At 41.5% G+C, this 15,395-nt stretch carries 20 protein-coding genes; all 20 read right to left on the bottom strand.

Annotation, left to right across the window (positions count from 1 at the left end):
• Window positions 1–13 precede the first annotated feature (13 nt).
• The 20 genes from istA to BQ7480_RS11995 all read right to left on the bottom strand — a co-directional run bounded on the left by istA (window position 14) and on the right by BQ7480_RS11995 (window position 15,395).
• On the bottom strand, window positions 14–1,576 hold the full coding sequence (gene istA / locus BQ7480_RS12095) for an IS21 family transposase (protein WP_072541497.1): 1,563 nt from the start codon (window positions 1,574–1,576) through the stop codon (window positions 14–16).
• 492 nt (window positions 1,577–2,068) lie between these two features.
• Window positions 2,069–2,326, bottom strand: a complete 258-nt coding sequence (locus BQ7480_RS17805) for a hypothetical protein (protein WP_072543068.1) — start codon at window positions 2,324–2,326, stop codon at window positions 2,069–2,071.
• A gap of 361 nt (window positions 2,327–2,687) precedes the next feature.
• Complete coding sequence (locus BQ7480_RS12080; protein WP_139255774.1) at window positions 2,688–3,539, bottom strand: hypothetical protein; 852 nt, start codon at window positions 3,537–3,539, stop codon at window positions 2,688–2,690.
• Between the two features lie 24 nt (window positions 3,540–3,563).
• Complete coding sequence (locus BQ7480_RS12075) at window positions 3,564–4,682, bottom strand: HIRAN domain-containing protein (RefSeq protein WP_083581814.1); 1,119 nt, start codon at window positions 4,680–4,682, stop codon at window positions 3,564–3,566.
• A gap of 56 nt (window positions 4,683–4,738) precedes the next feature.
• Window positions 4,739–5,143 (bottom strand): hypothetical protein, encoded by a 405-nt coding sequence (locus BQ7480_RS12070; protein WP_072543064.1) that lies wholly within the window; start codon window positions 5,141–5,143, stop codon window positions 4,739–4,741.
• Window positions 5,130–5,528 (bottom strand): DUF6864 domain-containing function, encoded by a 399-nt coding sequence (locus BQ7480_RS12065; protein WP_072543063.1) that lies wholly within the window; start codon window positions 5,526–5,528, stop codon window positions 5,130–5,132. Before BQ7480_RS12065 ends, BQ7480_RS12070 begins: the two co-directional genes overlap by 14 nt.
• A gap of 14 nt (window positions 5,529–5,542) precedes the next feature.
• Window positions 5,543–5,968 carry a hypothetical protein gene (locus BQ7480_RS12060; RefSeq protein ID WP_072543062.1) on the bottom strand — a complete coding sequence of 142 codons (426 nt, stop codon included), beginning with the start codon at window positions 5,966–5,968 and terminating at the stop codon, window positions 5,543–5,545.
• Window positions 5,961–6,917, bottom strand: coding sequence for a hypothetical protein (locus BQ7480_RS12055; RefSeq protein WP_072543061.1), 957 nt, complete (start codon window positions 6,915–6,917; stop codon window positions 5,961–5,963). Before BQ7480_RS12055 ends, BQ7480_RS12060 begins: the two co-directional genes overlap by 8 nt.
• A gap of 155 nt (window positions 6,918–7,072) precedes the next feature.
• Entirely contained in the window at window positions 7,073–7,480 is a 408-nt protein-coding gene (locus BQ7480_RS12050) for a DNA-binding protein (RefSeq protein ID WP_210436331.1), read from the bottom strand.
• Between the two features lie 56 nt (window positions 7,481–7,536).
• Window positions 7,537–7,740 (bottom strand): type II toxin-antitoxin system HicA family toxin, encoded by a 204-nt coding sequence (locus tag BQ7480_RS18405; RefSeq protein WP_072543060.1) that lies wholly within the window; start codon window positions 7,738–7,740, stop codon window positions 7,537–7,539.
• Between the two features lie 258 nt (window positions 7,741–7,998).
• Complete coding sequence (locus BQ7480_RS12040; protein WP_072543059.1) at window positions 7,999–8,604, bottom strand: JAB domain-containing protein; 606 nt, start codon at window positions 8,602–8,604, stop codon at window positions 7,999–8,001.
• A gap of 19 nt (window positions 8,605–8,623) precedes the next feature.
• On the bottom strand, window positions 8,624–9,175 hold the full coding sequence (locus tag BQ7480_RS12035; RefSeq protein WP_072543058.1) for a phosphoribosyltransferase: 552 nt from the start codon (window positions 9,173–9,175) through the stop codon (window positions 8,624–8,626).
• A gap of 813 nt (window positions 9,176–9,988) precedes the next feature.
• Window positions 9,989–10,978, bottom strand: a complete 990-nt coding sequence (locus BQ7480_RS17800) for a hypothetical protein (protein ID WP_139255773.1) — start codon at window positions 10,976–10,978, stop codon at window positions 9,989–9,991.
• A 57-nt stretch (window positions 10,979–11,035) separates the two neighbouring features.
• On the bottom strand, window positions 11,036–11,596 hold the full coding sequence (locus BQ7480_RS17795) for a hypothetical protein (RefSeq protein WP_139255772.1): 561 nt from the start codon (window positions 11,594–11,596) through the stop codon (window positions 11,036–11,038).
• Entirely contained in the window at window positions 11,593–12,216 is a 624-nt protein-coding gene (locus BQ7480_RS12020; RefSeq protein WP_072543056.1) for a hypothetical protein, read from the bottom strand. Before BQ7480_RS12020 ends, BQ7480_RS17795 begins: the two co-directional genes overlap by 4 nt.
• Window positions 12,217–12,218: 2 nt before the next feature.
• Window positions 12,219–12,500, bottom strand: a complete 282-nt coding sequence (locus BQ7480_RS12015; protein ID WP_072543055.1) for a hypothetical protein — start codon at window positions 12,498–12,500, stop codon at window positions 12,219–12,221.
• Window positions 12,475–12,936, bottom strand: a complete 462-nt coding sequence (locus BQ7480_RS12010; RefSeq protein ID WP_139255771.1) for a C4-dicarboxylate ABC transporter — start codon at window positions 12,934–12,936, stop codon at window positions 12,475–12,477. The genes BQ7480_RS12015 and BQ7480_RS12010 overlap by 26 nt, the downstream gene beginning before the upstream one ends.
• A 35-nt stretch (window positions 12,937–12,971) precedes the next feature.
• Window positions 12,972–13,775, bottom strand: coding sequence for a hypothetical protein (locus BQ7480_RS12005; RefSeq protein WP_139255770.1), 804 nt, complete (start codon window positions 13,773–13,775; stop codon window positions 12,972–12,974).
• An 18-nt stretch (window positions 13,776–13,793) separates the two neighbouring features.
• The gene (locus BQ7480_RS12000; RefSeq protein ID WP_072543052.1) at window positions 13,794–14,396 is read right to left on the bottom strand and encodes a hypothetical protein; all 603 of its coding nucleotides are present in this window, start codon (window positions 14,394–14,396) and stop codon (window positions 13,794–13,796) included.
• Between the two features lie 3 nt (window positions 14,397–14,399).
• Window positions 14,400–15,395 (bottom strand): hypothetical protein, encoded by a 996-nt coding sequence (locus tag BQ7480_RS11995; protein WP_072543051.1) that lies wholly within the window; start codon window positions 15,393–15,395, stop codon window positions 14,400–14,402.

Here is a 15,395-nt window from a genome sequence, read left to right as displayed (position 1 = left end):
TGTTAGAAGTCTGTCATTTGAACTGTGATTTCCCACGGATATTACAGTGCTGCGGAGGAGCAAAGGAAAATGAAGGTTGCCCCACACCGGCACACTTGCTCTCTACCAGTAAACGGATAAAGCGATAGTTGCATCTGTCTACATTCAGGGCTGTCTCGCAGGCTTTCTGGAAAACGGCCGGATCACTGCTCCTTTGCAGGTTTAGAAGCCCGTCGCAGGTCTTGTAATGAGTCTCCGGAGGCATTGTGGAAGAATAAAATATGCGGCGGATTACATCTCCAAGTATGCCGGATGCACGCTCGGCACGCTCTATGTATGATTTTGCACTCATCCCTCTGTATTCCCGGGAGTTGCTTGCAAGATGCTCCTTTACGATAGTATACTTTCCCCTGTTGTAATCACGTATGTGAGTGGCTACAAGTTCACCGTCCACATATACTTTTACCAATGTGCGTGTATATGCAACATGTGCAGTTTTGGATATATACTGATAGGGTACTGTATAATAGTGCTGGTCACGTCCGAGATAGATACAGCAGTTGGTTGACACCTTCAAATCGGTATATGACACAATCTCAAAATCCCTGTCAGGCAGCGGCATAAGATTAGGCCTGTCTACGGCAAGGAACCGTTCCTCACGCGTATAAGGATGCTTCTGCATGCGTTTCTGGTTGTGCGCTTTCATTTTGAGCGAGGCTGCCCGGTTAAGCTCTTCCAGTGAATGGAAGGTTTCATTGCGGAGTTCGGCAAACACACGCATATAGACAAGCCTCACGGTCCCTTCCACGTTGCTTTTATCTTTTGGGTGTGCGGGACGTGCCGGTATGATGACCGTACCGTAATGATTGGCCATATCCTCCATTACACGGTTAAGTGAAGGCTCATATCTGTCGGTCTTGACAACAGCAGCTTTAAGGTTGTCAGGGACAAGCATCTTTGGTACGCCGCCAAGATGTTTCAGGCACTGCGTTATGGCATATACAAAGTCTTCCGTGCGCTGTGAACGTACGAAGAGGATATAACCGTAGTCGCTTGCAGGCAGAGTGGCTACAAAAGCCTGGCACTGGACGACCTCACCGGTTTCCATATCAACGTACCCCATGGTATCACCGGCAAAATCGAGGAAAAGCTTTTCGCCGCCAGTACGCATGTCGGCAAGTATGGTAGATGGCGATTCCTTTCCGGCCTCTGTGTTCTGATTGTAATGAAAACGGAACTGTGTCAGGCTGTAGTGGTCATCCGGATGCTCATTACGGTATTCCTCCCAAAGCAGCTTCAGCGTGACATGCTTGCGCTTCATCTCCTCCTGAAGATATGGAAGAAGGGCTTTGAATGTTTCAAAACGCTTGTCGCTATATGCAGGATTGCCGCCCTTGAGACGGTGCTCAAGAATGGGATCATCCAACCTGATAAGTTCATCAAGGCTCAGGCTGTCAGCGTTGACCTTATTCATGTAGTTGTTCACTGTCTCCTTGTTCATGCCGATTATATCAGCAGCCTTGCGGTTGGAGATTCCGCTCTTCTTTAGTAGAAGAAGTTGTTTGATCTGGCTCATATTCTTACTTTTTCCTGCCATAGTCGTATTGTATGAAGATTATATTCTGCATACAAGATACGGGAAAGAGTGGAAAGTGAACGGACATACCACGTTTTTTATGCAGGCATTGTCGTTTCTGTGAGAAGGTGAACGGATATGCTCCGTTTTTCGAATGTAAACAACTGATTATTGTATCATTACATTCTTATCTCTGAACGGATATACTCCGATTTCTGTATACTAAAACGGACATTTTATCGTAATCAAAAACCACTGAACGGATATGCTCCGTTTTTTTATGGCGTTTTGTGGCGTTTTTAGCTGAAATGAACGGATATACTCCGTTTTTCAGGCACTTTTCAAGGCCATTTTAGCAATAATTGTGGGTGGATTAAGCCGTTCTGAGTGGGTGGGTATGCTCCGTTTTCGGCACATACATGAGAATAGTGTATTGTTCAAACAGAACTTTACCATCCTCGTATGCCTGATATTTGTCTACGCGAAACGTTGCGGGTTGTGGCGTGTAATCGGTCATCGCAAACCTCCTTTCTTACAAAGCAGAACGGAACAAATAAACCAGCACAGGCAAGCAACGGCAGCCAGCCAATGAATAAAAAAGGAACAGCTAAGAATGCTGAAGGAAGCAAGTACTTGAGAAACAAGCACAGCCTGACGGTTTGATACTCTCTCTTCCATAAGAGCGGAAAAGATACAATTCTTACGGTTCAGCCATAACGATATACGGCTTTCTCTTGCCTGGTTTGCAGGCAATGCAATTTGATTTTTCATTTTTGTACAGCAGTTTAAAATGAAACAATATGTTGGTTAAAGAACGGAGAGGAAACAAAAAAAGTTCCGCTCCCCGCTGCTGTACACCTGAATCAGGCCGTGGGTCCATTAAGACTCCACACGGGACGGAACTATAAGATATAATAGGCTATGCCTTGGACATAAAAAATGCCCGCAGCAAAGTTATTTGGCGAGCCATCTCGCCTGATTCAAATGTACAGCATTGCAAATATGAGGATTTATTTTGGAATGGCAAAAGAAAAAGCGGAAACTTTTTGGGTTTCCGCTTCTTATAGAGCCTTTGAGTTATGTTTTCAGTATGCGTGGCTAAAGAGTACTGTGAAAGAATAAGTTTAGGTTATCACTCTCCTTTGAGGGATTTTACTAATTCGTCTTTTGCTTCTTTATGCATTTCTGCTTCCAATACATCATAGGCTAATAACACATCTTTAATTGCTTTTATTTCTGTATTAGTAAGTTTTCGTGTGTTAGTGTATTTTCCGCTCAAACGCATTTTTACACTTTTACCATTAACCATTTTTCTTAAGAATGCAAGTAAATCATCACTCACACGAACGTCTATCCATTCCCATACTCGTGTATCATTCTCAGTCTTTTTATCTCTATATTTATCAAATGGTATATCAAATGTGTTGCCATCATACGAAAGATAAGCAGATTCAAAGAAGATCCAATCTTCTCCTTCATAAGACATCATCAACCTTAACCAAATACTACTATCATCTTGACCTATATATATTGATGTATAATTAGTATTTGTATAATGTCTAAAATATGGATTTTCATACCAAGTAATATGGTTTATGTCGTCATATTTTTTTCTTAATTTATTTACAGCTTGCAATCGCTCTTTCTTCTCAGCTTCGGCCTTCTCCTGTTGTTCTTTTTCGTACTTAGAAACCAAATCTTTCACCATAGCATATTCCTTGGATTCGGGATGATATTTTTCCAATTTACTCTTAATAGATTTGAGCTCATAAATATCGCCTGATTTGTACAACTCATCAATGTTTGAGCATAATTTTTCTGGACTATTTCTATAGCCTTCTAGTTCTGGCATTACCTTATTCAAAGAATCTTTGAGCAAAGTAACCTCAGATGTCAAACTTTGAATTTTACGTTCCATTTCCCCATTATTACAAGAAGAAATAATGGTACTACATGTAATTAAAATAAGATATTTTATTTTCATATGCTATAATTTGTAATGTCGTTATTAATTCTTTAATTTCTCTAGGCTTTTCTCATACTTTAATCTATTAGATTCTGAAAGTTTATTCTTTAGAGCATATTCAAGCATTCTTTTTTCATTTGATTTATCATTCAACTTCCGATAACATTGGATAATTCTGTCTGTTAAGTTTAAAACAAATTTATCCTTATTGAAGTAAAAAAGATAAAGGTCAAGTGCCTCTTTATATTTACCTTCCTTTTGAAGAGAATACGCTTTATCAAGTTCTTCTTTCTCGTTCTGTTTGTTGATGCAATATTCAACAGATTTTAGTCGTGATTCATATTCAGGAATGCATTCTTCCTTGCCTTCGTCTTTACAAATTGCTATAATTTGCTGAATCAATTCTTTTTCCTTATCATAGGCTTTCATTTTACGATAGCAAAAGCAAGCCTGATGTAAAGAATACAAACCAGATTCATTTGAAGCGCATGACAAGAATATTTCAACAGCTTTCTCTGGTTCACTATATTTTAATTTTTCAGCAAATACCAAATCAGGATTGGCTTCATGGGCAAGGCTACTCTCTGTGATAATTTTAACTGAAACTCCATTTCCAACATATTGTCCGTTTTTCGACATCATTTTTTGAACGTTCAAATCATCCTCAGGAATTCTTGCGTCTGATGGAAGGTAAGCGTCGGCATAGATAAAAGGAATATTGTCACTGGTCACTTTGGTCACGACACATTTATGGATATTGTCTTTGTAAACAAAAAAGCACATGGAATATTTTTTCTCTACATAACCAATATGATGCCCATCGGAAGTTAATACCATCATTGCAAATGTGTCATGATCATTGTGTGGTTCATGGATTAAAGTCAGTTCATCGCCTACATGAACATTTCTTGCTGCATTAATATCGGCTTGAGAGCGATAGGATGTACCCTTCACTGCAAAATTTACTTTTTTTGCAGTGGAAGGTGTTGGAATATGTGTGTGCGTATTAGAGGTATAATCAGATAATTGGGAGTTACTTCTATAATCATTCGTGGTACTTGTTTTACTATCTATATTTGAGGATGAGCTTCTCTCTGTTTTTTTAAGATATGATACGAATACAAGTCCAACCAGTGCTGCAATGAATATTATCCAAATCATAACGATTTATTCGAATCATAAAGTTGACTTTTAGTTTTATAATTTAAAATCAATAATTATCCTTCAGTATTATTTTCATTATATCCTGATTTGCCAAAAAGATATCCTAAAGATAGTGTTATAATAGGGAATATACCTGACCATATTTGTGATAATAATTCATCATCATTTTTTATCCAATAAATGACGGCTGATACTATACTACCGCCAATAATTAAAGATAACACTATAACTGCAGTAATATTTTTAGCCGAATTTTTTGAATCACCAAAAAATAATCCTACACGTCCTAACTTCTTATTGAGAAGATCCTTCTGATGAGCATTTTCTTTGTCGAACTTATCCAAAGCAAACTTATGCTCCTCTCTTTTTATCATCTGCTCATGAAGAAGCTTTGCTGGTAAATTTAAGTTTCTATAAGAATTATCTGGTATATCTACATAATTATTATTTTCTTTCATTTTTCTCTCCTTCTATTTCTTTAAACAAATACCAAGTATATACAAATAGGTAAGTGCCGTTGCTTATTTCATTTATTGCAAAATTTAGTCTCAATGAATGATTACTTAAAAAGCCTAACTCTATCATATCTTCTGTTGCGGAAAAAATATTGCCAGTAATATTGTATATACTTAGTTCCATATAAAGTATATTTCCGCTATCATCTTTAACTAAACGAGTCTGATATCTAGAGTCTGAAGGAGTTCCATCTTCTTTTTTTTCTTCTTTGCAAATTACTCTAAAATTCAAATTTTCAAAATTGAATTCTATATAATCGTTTTTAGGTAATATAATGTTACCTGCATTTATTATTTCATATTTGTCATTTTGAATATTAATTTTCATTATATACAGTTCTTTTATAATTTAACTTCCTTAAAATATTTAATAATGTAAATGATAAGTAGTATTAATGTTGCAATAATGTAGAAAACAGAAAAATAACCTAATATTTTGTGTGAAAGTAAAATATCCGAATTCTCATCTGGAATAGGAGAGATAAGCAAAGACCATCCATACAATATCAATGAAACAGTAGCCAAAGCCAGAACAAATAGATTCAGCTTCTTTAAGCTTTTCATGTATTTAACTGCAAATTTAATTTCAGTATATAAATATGTTGATGGGCTTTGTTGAATTTTTGCATCGTGACTTATTGCTTTGTAGTAAGACCGTTTGGAAACAATAAAAGAGTAGATGACTGTAAAAATAGTTATCTCCACCCCAAACATTGTTATTGAAAAGGAACCAATGTTTTTTAATAATATGATAATAAGTTCATTCATTACTAAAGAATTGACGAGCAGCCCCCCGAACTTTTTCTAAAATAAAATCAGAATTATACATTCGAGGAAAATCTCTTGCCAACATATCAGTTTCATAATTATAAACTTGTTCAATAGCATCTGCTATAACTTGCTCTTCATTAACTTTGTGAATATACTTCAATTCTTGATTTTCTGCAAGTGATACAGATATTTTTCGTTCTGAATATTGACATTCATTCTGTCTATTAACGAATCTTTCCACATCTTCTGATGGTATGTCTTGATATTCAAAATTCTTTATTTTTTTTACAGTTGCCCGGACTTGTTGTCCTCTTATATCCAGATTTTCATTCTCATTGTTTGAGACTACAACATATTGAACCTTTAGACATGAAATCAAGCCTTCCCGTTGAATCATCTCATTTGCGGCATTAGATTTGACATTCTTAATTTTTAATTTCAATACTCTCTGTAGTGTCGTTTTAACAGTACTAATAACATCCTTGTCTGTCTTGCCAGGATCTACATATACAAATGTAATCCAGTTATTTGATATTTCTTCTCCTCGATTATCAATATTGGGATATAAAACAGCACAATTATACTGTGTGGCCAAAGCATCTTCTTGAGAAATGATAGATGGATTTTCTCTTTCAGCTGCTTCCAGTGCTAAGTCTGTAAATCCCTTCTTCTTCTCTGATATTCTTAGTAAGATTACAGGAATATCCCCATCCTGATATACATCAAAATCAATGTGGTGTATTTGTTTAGTTATACTTTTCCCACGTAGTTTCGACCCTATCTTATGTTCGTTATCCCTATTATTATATGAGTCTATTTTATGAACCATATTTGTTACCATTTCTGCATAAGTATGAACAACTTCTACAGGGCTTGTTACAGGCTCTGAAATGTAGGCAGGAATTTTTATTTTGTTTAATTCTGCTTCTTGATTATTTCTCGGCATGGCATTATAATTTTTATTATTATTTTAATAGTCGCAAACTTACAAAATATTCAGAGTCAGACAAAGAAATGGATAAAAAAAGGAGCCTGTAAAGAGGCTCCTCCTATTTTTCAGTCAAAGTAAAGTGTTGAATTAAACAGTGATCTAAAAACAATTTATACCAGATGTACCATACGCATATCATCAAAAAAATTATGTAAGGCTGTTTCAATTTTTTCAACTTGTGCCTTACGCGGTTTTTTCAAACCAGAAGCATAATGTCCTAATTGTTTTTGATTAATACCGGTAATTCTCTCTAAAGCAGCTTTTGTAAATATGCCGTTATAATACTGTAAAAATGACTGTACATCAAAATGCCATTCGATTTCATAGTCACCTTTGAGTTCTTCAGGAATATTCTTTTCATCATTATATTCTTTAAACAAAGAAATTGATTTAAGAATATCTTCCTTCACTTCTTTAACTGATTCACCCTCACCATAAATTCCAGGGATGTTTTCAGCCCAGGCACTAAATAAATCAGCGCCTTTTTCGATTGTAACATTAATAGTAAACATAGCCATTCAGGTTTTATGTTTTAAGCTCTATTTAGCTTATATTTTAACATTAAGGAAGGAGCTTATTCAAGCTCCATATCCTTAATGATTTTTTTCCTCAGGCCTTCGCCTATTTCTTTGCTTCCATGATACGGGACCGGATATCGGATCCCATTTTTGTCTTCATAAATCCGATGACTTCCGTCACCTTCTCCTTGCACCCAATGCCATCCACGCCTCTTTCCGCGTTTAATCAGTTGGCGATGAAATTCTGAACTTTTTATCATTGTTCCTCCTTTCTGTTTTGGTTCAGCAATGCAAAGGTAGTAATTATTCTACCATTTCCAAAGAATTGATAGAAAATTTTCTACCTTTTAGAAAAAATCCAATCCATTTTCGCCGATTTTAGGCGTTAAAAAACAAATACCTTATTCCCCGCCGCCCGATTTTTGCCGCCAACGAAGTGACAAAGCGGTAAAATCGGGCGGCGGGCGGCTGTTACGCTACCCACCTCCCTAAAACGTTTCTACAGCCGATTACAACCCCTACAAGCGTTCCTCATCCTCATAACTAAAGTATTCCTTATCACCATAAACGATATGGTCTAAGAGTTTTATATTCATAGTATTGCCTGCATTCTTCAAACATTCAGTCAGACGGTTATCGTCATTACTGGGTCGGCTGTTTCCTGACGGGTGATTGTGGCAAAGTATCAGCGACGTGGCGTTACATTTCAGAGCTTCACGCAAAATGACTCTTACATCTACCTGCGTACTGGTTATACCTCCTACAGAGATACGTTGTTTCCTCACAACACGGTTAGACTGGTTCAAGTAAATAGCCCAACATTCCTCTACTTCCAAATCTTCCATATAGGGTTTCATCAGGTTATAGATGTCCTCACTATGCCGGATAATTACCCTGCTGCTTCTACGGTCTATGATACGTTTGTAAAGTTCAATCACGGCGAGAGCCATGTCCCTGCGTGCCGGTGTCAAAAGCTGGCAAACATCTTCTATCGACACATTGTCGCCACGCAATAACATCTCATTAACTCGTTTACTGGTTTCTCTGTTGTTCGTCAACTGATAGACTACTTCACTATCTGACAAATGTCTGCACTCTCCACAAAGTTCAAATAAATCTTTCATAATGTTGGTTATTAAATTGTTATACAAATAAGGTTTTTGCTAAAAACATACCTCCCAAAACTGAAGCCCCCAGCGTTTCAAGATGGCAAGCAAAACGGGCGTAGGAATAACCTCGAGTAATTACATCGTCAAAAACGAGTACTTTCTTTCCCTTGAAAAACTCCTTGTCGAAATTGACTACCTGCACATTATTGACGTGCTTTCCTGACTTGCTTTCATGGATTGCCAGCCGTTCACCTTCTACCGTGATATGGTCGTATGCACTGACTGCGCCCGACAACCGTGCAACTTCCTCTGAAAACTGCTTATATCGGATTTCATTTTTCCGTTGGCTACTGGCAGGAATGCAAGCAAACACGATGTCACTCGCTTCGTTACCGTACTGCTCACGGATTTTCTTGGCAACAAGCTGGGCGGCAGAAACGGCACATTTCCCATCCTTAAAAGCCCATACAAAGTTTCTCACCTGCCAATCTCTTGAACTGGCTTTGTACTTTGTCGGCAGATAGTCAAAGAAGTTGAACATGTACTTTCTGCACTGGTTTAGCATGGATTCGGTAAAGGTTTTCATGGTCTTAAAATTTATTCTGGTGCCGAGCTCGGGAGTTGAGCCTTTATTTCTGCTCTTCCTGCTCTGAGCTTTTTTTTATTCCGTTCGCTGTCGCTACGGTTTGTTTTCGCCTTTTACACCTGCCAGCAAAGGTGTTCCGAAGCGTATAAAGACAAGTTTTCACGAAAAGCAGAGCCTTGAATACTACCTGAGTCTTGTGAGGGTGGAGATTTTTTCGAGAACAGCGCCTGAACTTGGCATACGAAGCGGAACATTTACCTTTGCAGGTACAAAAGGCATAAACCATAGCGGAAGTGATACCGAATTATTGGCGAAGAGCAGACAAAGAAGAGCAGTCAAACAATACATAGCTTTAGCTATACCGCCAGTAGGGAGAGCAACGGGGCGGGTGGGCCGCTGCGTGAACGCCATCGCCAGCCAGAAAGACTATCGAGTGTCTTTCTACCTTTCTACCCGATAAATTTTGGGAATTTCTCGGGTGCCAGCAGATTGTGTAACAGTAAATTAGCAAGCAAAAACAGGCTTAAACAGGCGGATTTATTCTGAATTTCCGCTCATCCGATACAAAAACAGCACACAATCAATCGATTACCCCCTCAAAATACCGCATTTTATGCGGGCGTCGGTTTTCCGACCCCCCACCGCCCTACGCCATAAACCTAATTAGCACCTTTGATAAAAGCGGAATATGTAACGGCACAAACGTCCACACGCACGGTACACGCTATCGCACGCATAAAAAAACAGCCCCGACAACCATTCGCACGGTCGCCAGGGCTACACCTTAATATAAAACTAATTAGCTATTGAAACTTACATTGATGATGTCACGAAGATATCGTCGATCATCTGAGGGAAACGCTCACAACCGATACACAACGTATCGAAAGCATCCGAACCGTCCGTTCTCGCCTGAAGCTGGTCTTCTTCTGTTTCAGCCAACTTCTCCCCTCTCTTATCCTTACCACCATTGTACACACCAGCTGTCTGTACAGAGATAAGCAGATCCTCGTTGTTCTGTTCGTTGAAGAATGGAATGAGCTTTGCCTTCCCTGCAAACATACGATTGATTAGCAGCCACTTCTCTATGTGTTTCATCGGGGGGCCTATATAGACGGAATTAACTTCCCAACCTCTGTCCTTGAAAGCACGCTCGACGACGTAATGAAAGTCTTCGTCATTTACTGCATAGTTGGAACCCAGGGCCGTGCTGTCGTAATAGAAGTTAACCAGCTTGTTTCGCTGGTGCCGGTAATATTTGCAGAAGTCATCCACCAGGGCCTCGAGCTTACGTTCATACTTTACCCAGAAAGATTTAATCACCTTCAGCCGGTTCCGGTCCGGCTGGCCGGCTACCAGCCAGTTGATGTTGGCATTAAAGTCAAAGGCGATGCAGATGGGCTTATCCCTATCGAGGTCTGCATCCATCAGGCAGGAAGGCTCCTTGATTTTGTCGAACTGATATTCCAGGCTGTCCAGGTAGCTGAAGTCAGTCGCATTGTATTTGTGCCCTTCCGTCATGCTGGAGTAGAAGCCGTCTCGACTGATACCGATACGTCGGCAGAGGATGGCCGTCTGAAAGGTAAGCGGAGGAAGGTCACGCTTCATCTGGTTGATGAATGCTTCGCCCAGCAGCTGCATATTCTCGATCGTGGAGAACTCACGATATAAAACAGCAACAGAACCCATCCGGCATACATCACGGTTCAGGGTGCGCAGATAGTCTTTCAGATATAAAGGTACAGGTTCTGATTTAGCCTGAAGGTCACGGATTCGTTTCTTTGTTCGCCAAATCTCATGCACTGTCGCCTGGATGACTTCAATCAGTTCCGGATCGCATTTCTTCTCGTAATCCAGAAACTAGGAACCTTTCTTCGTCACCGGCATATCAGAAGTAATCAGCATGCCGTGATGAAAGTAGTGATGACCGAAGTATTGTTTGTTACCTCGGTTCGCCGGAAGGGTTTCATCCTTCAACTGCTCGAAGTCAATATACTTTGCTTCGTCGATGTCGAGATAATCAAGAGAGAAGGAGTTGGAGGTTCCGGAACGGTCCTGGCTGATGATGTAGCCGATGGATCCGTTGTAGAATGAAATCACATTCTCCCAGTTGTCAGGCTGGAAGATAGGTTCACCCCACCCCCACGACTTCGGCGGCTTCTTTCCGATGGTCCAGTGCACATCACGTTTGAATCCCCATCGCTGCCAGTGGATCAGCATGGACGGGATGGTGTTGGTGAGGGCACGTTTACAGTTGGCCGCCACAAAACCGGTGATGCTTCCGGGCATACGCTGCATGTTACGCAGGTTGATGGCGGCATGAATCGGACCTTTACCCCAACCACGTCCGGCACAAAGCACTATGTCTTTTGCCGGGGTGAATAGAACCTGCTGCTGGGTGTCATGGAAGTATTCTCTCATGGTTCGAGTGCCTCCTGTGATTTTTTAGGGTTGAAAATGTCGTCTTCGTTGAAGTCTGCATCTTCGAACTGGATGTCCTGGACATCCTCATTCATGTACTGCTTTATCTTATCCGCAATGCGCTGCCGGATGTTCGGTATCGGTTTAATTCCGATAATCGTCGGGTCGCTGTCCGGCTGGAAGGGTTGCACCACAATCTTGTCGTAGCCTAAATCCTTGGCGTCCTCTTTGTCGAGTTGCATGTACTTGGCGTAATAGTTGTCGCAAGCGGCCATCGCCCTGGCATCCTTCATTCGCTTGGCCATCTCGTAGCTCTCTTCGTTGCGCTGGATGAAGCGGTAGCGATGGTAGTCCTTGGTGGCTTTGTTCAAATCACCCAGCAGATACTTGATGATCCGAATATCTTCGTAAGCAGCTGACTTCTGTATCTGGTATCGCTTCTGAAGTTCCAAAACGATTTCCTGTTCTCGTATGCGCGGGTACTGGAGCCAATAATTATACATGTCCCGAAGTCTGAGCAGACGCTGCTGAATGACTTCGGGAATGTTACGCTCTTTCATCTCGTCGACCGAGGCAAAGAGATTTTCTTTTGCAATATCAATTGTTGCGGGTAATGGCATAGTTATAAATCTTCATCGGAATCCATATCTCGGATATAAGAACCTACCAGCTGTACCGCCAGCGGACTACCGGCTTCGGCCAGTTCCAGCTCATTCTGCCGGATCTGCAAAGCTCTTTCGGCTTTCCCCTTACGGTAAGCAATACTGACCGGATGGGACTTGTCGGATATGATTTCTCGCAGACGGCGTTCATCTACGTCCATCAGAACAGCGATATCCGACACTGGAGTGAGCATCGCAGCAAGTTCCTTAATTCTGTTAATCTGTGTTGAAGTGAATTCCATTGAGGTGTAGGCTTCGGGTATTAATAATCTCTGAAAACTGGTCTCGCAAAGTGAGAAAGATGTCAGGCTGTGTCGTGATCATCGCACATTCTGTCCGGTTGCCTCGCGTCTGGTTCTGACTGGTAACGACTGTAACCATCCAGCGATCGTTCTCGATAAGCAATACCTTGGAATGGTTTTCCGTGAGGTACACGTCATCGAATACGGAAGACATAAAGGTATACAAGTTGACGGTCTTTCGAGCTGCCTTCAGGTCAGCAAGCAGAACGGAGTGAAGGATCATCTTCCGTTTGCGAAGCGAAAACAACCGGCGCAAGAACTCTTCGGATGTAGAAAAGGTGGATACATAGACCTTAGCCGGTCCGGTCTGTGACAGGATGTACTCAAGAACATCAAAAAGCTGAAGCCGGTTATCCAGGTATGCTTGTAACGGCACATCGGATAACGGCTTCAGCAATCGGTTTACATGTTTCATGCTTTCAACCCTAATTCACGTAAGGCATTCACCTGGTCTTCTCCTACGTTGTTTCCGGTGGAGATAAGGAAGTCGTATCTCTGCTGTACTTTGGCCAGCAGCTTCTCGTACTTCTCCTGGTCTCCGGATTCCTTCAGCTCTGCCAGTTTCTTCTTGTTGTCTGACAGATAGCCGCGGGCTGCACTGACTTTTTTGGCCATTTCAGCGGGGTCTTCAGGTGATTCACCTTCTGCTCCGCCGGCACCCTGAGTGTCCGGATTGAAATGGTCGTACTTGTTCATGTTATCCCGATATCTGGCATCCAGCTCTTCCAGTAGCTTCAAGTATTCGTACCTGTCGCATGGAAGAGCATCCTTCATGGTTTTCAAAGTCTCAAAAGTCTGCTTCAAGCGGAAATAGATGTCTTTGTTGTCTTCCCACAGCTGACGAATTTCTTCGGGCAATGAATCGTGATCCGCGCGTTTACCCTTTGCGATGGTAGCTTCTTGCGGTGTGTCGTCATCGGAACTGATTTCAGGCTGGAAGGTGGCCAGTGTTTCAGCTACGGCTGGAACCAGCTCTTTGTCCATCTTGACCACGTCCTGAATCGTCTTTCGGTCCAGGCGGATGGCCAGGTGTTTCTTCAGCTCATACTCAATCTTGCTTGCAAACTTCTGCGGATTGTGGGAAATATTCTGATAAAGGATGCGGTTACGGGTCAGCTTGAGCACCATTTCCGCACCTTTCATCAGGTCACGCTTGGCCGGCTCCGTATTGAGCCAGCCTTGCATGTTTATGGTGAACTGTTCATCTATGTACATAACTGTAGCCTCCTATTATTATCCACTCGGAAGGATTGCGCTACCATCCGCTCCGGAGATATCGCCATCTTCTGTTTCGATTTTGCCTGTGTAGAACGGTGACGGGCAAATGTCCGTACACTGTGCCGTGAGGGTAGTTCCCGCTGTACCTGTTTCTCCTTCGCCGGAGGTCTGGGAAATTGTTGTATCAGGATCATAAGCTTCTGAACCTACCACGCGAAACTTTCCGTTACGCTGCTGGCACAGATAAATCATCTCATCATTATTTGCCTGTCGACAAAATCCTGATGCTTCTTCGTCTGTACCGGCATATAACAATGTGGCTTTGTTAAGAATCGTTTTGGAAGGCTTTTCACCTTGTGAATCAGAGGCAATGTTGGATTTGGTGGTCAATACCTCCAGGTACTGCCATTTCTTGTCTGCCGCCAGCACAAAGTCGCCTTCGTATGTGGCTAATGCAGCCATGCTCTCCGCTCCGTCAATGTCAGGAAGCACCGGCCATTTTTCAATCCAGCTTTTCGGAATGAAGAAAACCTTACGTCTGATACCTGGCTGTGAGGTCTGACCTGGACACCAGGAAAGGGATTCGTACATCCCTTTGCTTGTACAATCTACTGCCATAATTTACCCTCCTATGCCAGCGAGAACCGGAGTTGTACCGTCGACGGTACCAACCAGCAGACGCTCTTTAGAAATTGATTCAAATTCTGTACCGAAGTACATTGTAGCGATGTAATCCAGTTTGAATGCATGATGCTTCTCAACGGTAATGTTCTCCGCATCGGCACCATTGCCAAAACCTACGAGCATATTGCTCTTGGTTGTCAGGTGGATGAACGGTGAACCTGCCTTATTCGCCAGCGGAACCAATTCGCAACGGCCATTGGAACCTTCGAGTACCGTTTTTTCAAAACTGGTGTTATAAGGTACATGCCCCACAGTCGCCTGGTAATCGTCTACATAATTATCGTACACTCCCTGAGGAATAAACAATTTAGTTTGCGTTTCACGCAAAACCGGATCAGCTGCACGGTAAAATGCTTTCAAGACATCTACGGCGTTATCTTTACTGATTGCTTCGATGGTGAACATATTACCCAAATCAGTAGAGATTTTAGCTGCGTCTTTTTCAGTTTTGGTAATGGTGTCAAAACCATTGAAAAGTTCTTTGGTCTTGGTTCCACTGTCGTTACGTTTCGCGTTCCAAATAGAAGCATTCAAGTTACCACCCATTTTCGCAGTCAGGAAAGCCAGCACCTGGCGGGCAATATCTACATTTTTCAAAGCCTCTCCTTTTGTAATCAGATTACCGTAAATGGTCTGCCATACAGAGTTAGGAGAAAACTTCTTTACTACACTACCGAGAAAGGTTTCTAATGTACGCGGATTGATAGATACTCCATCAGTATCTTCACGTCCTTCGTCATAAGGTCCCAGCTCAATATCGCCAGATAATTCGCCTACCACTTCTTTACCGCGAACACCCGGTCTTTGTGTCATGTGCTGTAAAGTTGTACCCAATGCCAGTACCGGCATCATCAGTAATTCTTTTCGATAACGAACAGCCGACTTGGCCAGCTGCTCATCCGTAATTTTTACGTATCCAGTTGTGTCTGCCAT

Origin of the sequence: Bacteroides mediterraneensis, assembly GCF_900128455.1 — a bacterium.
Taxonomy (GTDB): Bacteria; Bacteroidota; Bacteroidia; order Bacteroidales; family Bacteroidaceae; genus Phocaeicola; species Phocaeicola mediterraneensis.
The sequence above is the reverse complement of the archived record's forward strand: the minus strand, read 5'-3'. Positions and strand labels throughout refer to the sequence as shown.

Bases quoted from the DNA above. Each gene is read 5' to 3' on its own strand.
- BQ7480_RS12080 (WP_139255774.1), bottom strand. From the start codon at position 3,539: ATGAAAATAAAATATCTTATTTTAATTACATGTAGTACCATTATTTCT.
- BQ7480_RS12005 (WP_139255770.1), bottom strand. From the start codon at position 13,775: ATGTACATAGATGAACAGTTCACCATAAACATGCAAGGCTGGCTCAAT.
- BQ7480_RS11995 (WP_072543051.1), bottom strand. From the start codon at position 15,395: ATGGCAGACACAACTGGATACGTAAAAATTACGGATGAGCAGCTGGCC.
- BQ7480_RS12000 (WP_072543052.1), bottom strand. From the start codon at position 14,396: ATGGCAGTAGATTGTACAAGCAAAGGGATGTACGAATCCCTTTCCTGG.
- istA (WP_072541497.1), bottom strand. From the start codon at position 1,576: ATGGCAGGAAAAAGTAAGAATATGAGCCAGATCAAACAACTTCTTCTA.
- BQ7480_RS17795 (WP_139255772.1), bottom strand. From the start codon at position 11,596: ATGAGAGAATACTTCCATGACACCCAGCAGCAGGTTCTATTCACCCCG.
- BQ7480_RS12050 (WP_210436331.1), bottom strand. From the start codon at position 7,480: ATGGCTATGTTTACTATTAATGTTACAATCGAAAAAGGCGCTGATTTA.
- BQ7480_RS17805 (WP_072543068.1), bottom strand. From the start codon at position 2,326: ATGAAAAATCAAATTGCATTGCCTGCAAACCAGGCAAGAGAAAGCCGT.
- BQ7480_RS12055 (WP_072543061.1), bottom strand. From the start codon at position 6,917: ATGCCGAGAAATAATCAAGAAGCAGAATTAAACAAAATAAAAATTCCT.
- BQ7480_RS12060 (WP_072543062.1), bottom strand. From the start codon at position 5,968: ATGAATGAACTTATTATCATATTATTAAAAAACATTGGTTCCTTTTCA.
- BQ7480_RS12070 (WP_072543064.1), bottom strand. From the start codon at position 5,143: ATGAAAGAAAATAATAATTATGTAGATATACCAGATAATTCTTATAGA.
- BQ7480_RS12040 (WP_072543059.1), bottom strand. From the start codon at position 8,604: ATGAAAGATTTATTTGAACTTTGTGGAGAGTGCAGACATTTGTCAGAT.
- BQ7480_RS12075 (WP_083581814.1), bottom strand. From the start codon at position 4,682: ATGATTTGGATAATATTCATTGCAGCACTGGTTGGACTTGTATTCGTA.
- BQ7480_RS18405 (WP_072543060.1), bottom strand. From the start codon at position 7,740: ATGATAAAAAGTTCAGAATTTCATCGCCAACTGATTAAACGCGGAAAG.
- BQ7480_RS12035 (WP_072543058.1), bottom strand. From the start codon at position 9,175: ATGAAAACCTTTACCGAATCCATGCTAAACCAGTGCAGAAAGTACATG.
- BQ7480_RS12020 (WP_072543056.1), bottom strand. From the start codon at position 12,216: ATGCCATTACCCGCAACAATTGATATTGCAAAAGAAAATCTCTTTGCC.
- BQ7480_RS12015 (WP_072543055.1), bottom strand. From the start codon at position 12,500: ATGGAATTCACTTCAACACAGATTAACAGAATTAAGGAACTTGCTGCG.
- BQ7480_RS12065 (WP_072543063.1), bottom strand. From the start codon at position 5,528: ATGAAAATTAATATTCAAAATGACAAATATGAAATAATAAATGCAGGT.